The organism is Kitasatospora sp. NPDC059571, from assembly GCF_042735675.1.
Taxonomy (GTDB): domain Bacteria; phylum Actinomycetota; class Actinomycetes; order Streptomycetales; family Streptomycetaceae; genus Kitasatospora.
The window spans coordinates 1-4,440 of sequence record NZ_JBHWBW010000056.1; the positions used below are offsets into that span (position 1 = coordinate 1).

The following is a 4,440-nucleotide window of genomic DNA, read 5'->3' on the forward strand; positions in this document are numbered from 1 at the left end:
GGGGCGCGACCGGGGGGGTGTCCCCCCCCCGGCGGGCACCCCCCCCCCCCGCCCCCCCGGGGGGGCTACCCCACCCCCCCCCACCCCCCCCGGCCCGCAACCCCCCCCCCCCGGGCCCCCGGTTCCGCACGTCCGGGGCCGGTGCAGGCCGGCGGCGGCGCCCGGCCGGCAGCCCCACGGGATGCGCCCGGCCCGCCGCAGTCGGAGAGTCGGCAGGGTAGGCACCGCCCGTCCCGGGCCGGTGCACGGCCGCGGCGGGAGGTGGGCGGATGCCCCGGGTGCTCCCGTCGCGAGCGGACCGGCACCGGCTCCGCAGCTCCCCGCGCAGGCTCACCGCCCTCGTCCTGCTCGCCGTCCTCGGCGTGTGCGGACCGGTCACCTGGCACGCCCTCGGCGCGCCCGCCGGCCGGCCCGCCCCGCTGGCGGACGTGGTGGCCGCCGCCCTGGGCGGCTGGTCCGGCACGGGCACCCGGGCCGTCCTGACGGCGGCCGCGCTCGCCGCCGTCACCGTGATCGCCGTCCGGCTCGCCCGGGACCCGCCGCCCGGCCTGCCGCTGCCCGGGGCCGTCGGAGCGCTCGCCGCGGGCGCCCTGCTGACCGGCGCCGACCTGCGCGGCGTGCCGATCGACGCCGTCCTCGGGGTGTGCTGCCTGGCCCTGGTCCTCACCGAGGTGCTCGGGCCCGGCCGGGGCGCCGGGGGAGCGGCGCTCGGTACGGCGATCGCACTCGAACCCGTCCTGCTGCTCTTCGCCGCCCTCGCGGCCGTGCGCGGGGAGCGCCGCCGCGCGCTCACCGCCGTCCTGGTGGCCGGGGCGCTCGACCTGGCGGTCTGGTCGGCCGCCCCGGGCCCCACGCTGCGCTCCTGGCGCCGGCTCGCCGATCCGCTGCTCGCCGCCGGGCCGGACAACCAGTCCGCGTACGGCCTGCTGTTCCGGCTCGGCCTGCACGGTCCACCGCTGCTCGTGCTCTGGGCCCTGATCGCCGCGGTGGTCGCAGGGGCGGCCGTCCGGCGGGGCGCCGGGCTCGCCGCGGACGGGCAGCGCCTGCTCGCGGCCGGGGTGGTGGGCTGCGCGGCGATCACCGTCGCCCCGCTGACCGGGCCGGCCGGTCTCGGGTGGCTGCTCGCGGCGGCGGTCGGCCGGATCGGGCGGCGGCCCGAGGACCGGGTGCTGTGGCCGGTGGTCGCGGTGGCCTTGGCCCTGCTGCCCGGCAGGCTGTTCGACCCCGGCATCGAACCGGTGACCTCCTTCCTGCTGCGCGGCGCGCCGGCGCTGGCGGCCCCGGCGGCCGCCGCGGTGCTGCCCTTCCGCCGGAGCGCGGACCCGCTCTGGTCGGTGCGGCGCGCCCCGGGGCCGACCCCGCACCGCCCGTTCGGCCTGCCGTTCCTGCCGCTGCTGCCGGCCCGGATGCGGCCGGTCAGCCGGCCCGACCTGCTGCTGGAGCTGCTCTTCGTCCAGGTCGGCTACGGCATCTACAGCTGGATCCGCAACGCCGCCCCGGACCGTGCCGCGACCGCGATCGCCAACGCCCAGGACATCCGCCGGGCGGAGGCGTTCCTCCACATCGACGTCGAGCGGACCCTCAACCGCCTGGTGCTGCGCAGCGAGGGACTGCTGGACGCGTCCCTCGAGTACTACAAGATCCTCCACCTGATCGTGCCGGTGGTGGTGCTGGCCTGGCTCTACCTCCGCCACCCCGACCGGTACCGGGCCGGCCGCACCGTCCTCTTCACCGCCACCGGGCTCGCGCTGGTCGGCTTCTGGGGCTATCCGCTGGCCCCGCCCCGGCTGACCCCCGGGGCCGGTCTGCGCGACACCGCGTACGGCGCGCCGGACACCGCGCCCACCGGCGTGCTGACCGACCTCACCAACCAGTACGCCGCGATGCCCTCGCTGCACATCGCCTGGGCGCTCTGGTGCACGCTGGCCGTGCTCACCGCCACCCGCCGCCGCTGGCTCAGGGTGCTGGCCCCGCTCTACCCGGCCGTCACCCTGGCGGTGGTGGTCGCCACCGCCAACCACTGGCTGGCCGACGCCGCCGGTGCGCTGGCCGTGGTGCTGGCGGGCTGCCTCGTCCAGTACGCGCTCACCGGCCGCCGGCTGTCCGAGCCGGTCGCCCTCCGGGTCGCGGTGGCCGGGCCGGCTCCGCCCGGGGGCGCGGGGGGGGGCGGCCCCGGCCCGCCCGGGGGGGGGCGGCCCCCCGGGGGGGCGCTGTGGCCCCCGCGGGGGGGGGGGGCTCGGCCCGCCGGGCGGGAACTGAGGCCCGCCGCGGGCCGGGGCGGCCGTCCCGGGCGGCGGCGCCGCGCTGGCAGAATTGAGCCGTGATCGACGCACGACGGCTGCGGACCCTGCGGGCCGTGGCCGACCACCGAACCGTGACGGCCGCCGCGGCAGCGCTGTACCTCACCCCCTCCGCCGTCTCCCAGCAGCTCGCCGCACTGGAGCAGGAGACCGGCCACCACCTGCTCGCCCGGGACGGCCGCGGGGTGCGGCTCACCGCCGCCGGCGAGATCCTGCTCGGCCACGCGGACGCGGTGCTCGCCCAGCTCGAACGGGCCGAGGCCGACCTGGCCGCCTACAGCGCGGGGGTCGCCGGCGAGGTCACCGTGGCGTCGTTCGCCACCGGGATCGCGCTGGTGCTCGCCCCGGCCATCGCGGACCTCGCGCAGAGCGCGCCCGGCGTCCGGCTGAAGGTGCTGGACGCCGAGGGCGACGCCAGCCTGCCGATGCTGCTCGACGGCCAGGCCGACCTCGCGGTGGCGGTGGAGTACCGCGGCGCACCGCGCGCCGACGACCGGCGGATCACCCGGGTCCCGCTGTACGCCGAGCCGTTCCGTGCCGTCCTGCCGCTCGGGCACCCGCTGGCCGCGGCCGGCGGCCCGGTCGAGGTGGCCTCGCTGGCCGCGGAGCCGTGGATCGGCCCGTACCCCGGCAACCCCTGCCACGACGTGGTGCTGCTGGCCTGCGAGCACGCCGGGTTCCAGCCGCGGCTGGTGCACTCCTCGGACGACTTCCGGGCGGTGGTGGCGCTCGCCTCGGCGGGGGCCGGGGTGGCGCTGGTGCCGCGGTCGGCGCTGCGCGGCACCGACCTCGCCGCGGTCGCCGTCCGCCCGGTCGACAGCGAGCTGGCCACCCGCAAGGTGTTCGCCGCGGTGCGGTCCGGTGCCGAGCTGCACCCGCTGATCGCCCCGGTGCTCACCGCGCTGACGGGTGCCGCCCGCGGTCTGGCCGAGGGCTGAGCCGCAGCCGGCCCGGCCGCGCCGACAACCGGCTTCTCCCGCCGCGAAGTTCGGCATTCACACTGCTCAACGGCGGTTCTGGCATATGCTGCTGGGCGGCCCGGCCTCGGCGACCACCACCCTCCGGGGCCACAGACAAGGGGGCCACCCACCCTCAGCAGGAGCGCCCGTGAGCGAGCACGACACCGACCCCGCCGGCGAGACCCTCCCGGTGGCGGTGATCGGCCTCGGCGACATCGCCCAGAAGGCCTACCTCCCCGTCCTCACCGCCCAACCCGGCCTGGACCTGCGGCTGATGACCCGCGACCGCGCCAAGCTGGACCGCATCGGCGACGCGTACCGCATCGCCCACCGCTACACCGACCTCGGGGACGTGATCGACAGCGGCGTGCGGGCCGCCTTCGTGCACGCCGCCACGAGCCAGCACGTCCCGATCGTCGAGCGCCTGCTCTCCGCGGGCATCGACGTGTACGTCGACAAGCCGCTCGACCACACCCTGGACGGGGCCCGCCGCCTGGTCGACCTGGCCGACCGGTCCGGCCGCTCCCTGCTGGTCGGCTTCAACCGGCGCCATGCGCCCGGGTATCTGATGGCGCAGGAGCGGCCGCGCGACCTGATCGTCCTTCAGAAGCACCGCGAGGGACTGCCCGAGGCCGCCCGCTCCGTGGTGTACGACGACTTCATCCACGTGGTGGACACACTGCGCTTCCTCGTCCCCGGCGAGATCGAGCACGTCGACGTCCGCTCGCGCAGCCGGGACGGCCTGCTGGAGCACGTGGTGCTGACGCTGGCCGGCGAGGGCTTCACCGCGCTCGGGATCATGAACCGGATGAGCGGCGCCACCGAGGAGGTCCTGGAGGTCTCGGGCGGGGACTCCAAGCGCTCGGTGATCAACCTGGCGGAGGTGGTCGACTTCCGCGGCCAGCCGACCGTCCGGCGGCGCGGCGACTGGGTGTCGGTCGCCCGCCAGCGCGGCATCGAGCAGGTCGTGCTGGCCTTCCTGGAGGCCGTCCGGGCCGGCAAGGTGCTGTCGGCGCACGACGCGCTGCGCACCCACGAACTCTGCGAGCAGGTCGTCCGGCTGATCGAGCAGCAGGCCGGCTGACCGAGCGGCCGCCCGGCCGGGGGGGGGGGGCCCCCCGCGCCCGCGGCCCCCCCCGCGCGGGGGGGGGGGGCGCGCGCGGGCGCCCGCGCGGGCGCGG

The 4,440-nt window shown here is 78.3% G+C and carries 3 protein-coding genes; all 3 read left to right on the forward strand.

Going from position 1 to position 4,440, the window contains the following annotated elements; genetic code table 11:
• Positions 1-269: 269 nt before the first annotated feature.
• The 3 genes from ACFV0G_RS09620 (at position 270) to ACFV0G_RS09630 (ending at position 4,343) form a co-directional block, all read left to right on the forward strand.
• Positions 270-2,324, forward strand: a complete 2,055-nt coding sequence (locus ACFV0G_RS09620) for a phosphatase PAP2 family protein (protein WP_380544366.1) — start codon at positions 270-272, stop codon at positions 2,322-2,324.
• Complete coding sequence (locus ACFV0G_RS09625) at positions 2,321-3,238, forward strand: LysR family transcriptional regulator (RefSeq protein ID WP_380544369.1); 918 nt, start codon at positions 2,321-2,323, stop codon at positions 3,236-3,238. The genes ACFV0G_RS09620 and ACFV0G_RS09625 overlap by 4 nt, the downstream gene beginning before the upstream one ends.
• 169 nt (positions 3,239-3,407) lie before the next feature.
• Positions 3,408-4,343 (forward strand): Gfo/Idh/MocA family protein, encoded by a 936-nt coding sequence (locus ACFV0G_RS09630; protein WP_380544372.1) that lies wholly within the window; start codon positions 3,408-3,410, stop codon positions 4,341-4,343.
• Positions 4,344-4,440: the final 97 nt, after the last annotated feature.

Coding starts and splice junctions, on each gene's coding strand:
- ACFV0G_RS09620 (WP_380544366.1), top strand. CDS start 270: ATGCCCCGGGTGCTCCCGTCGCGAGCGGACCGGCACCGGCTCCGCAGC.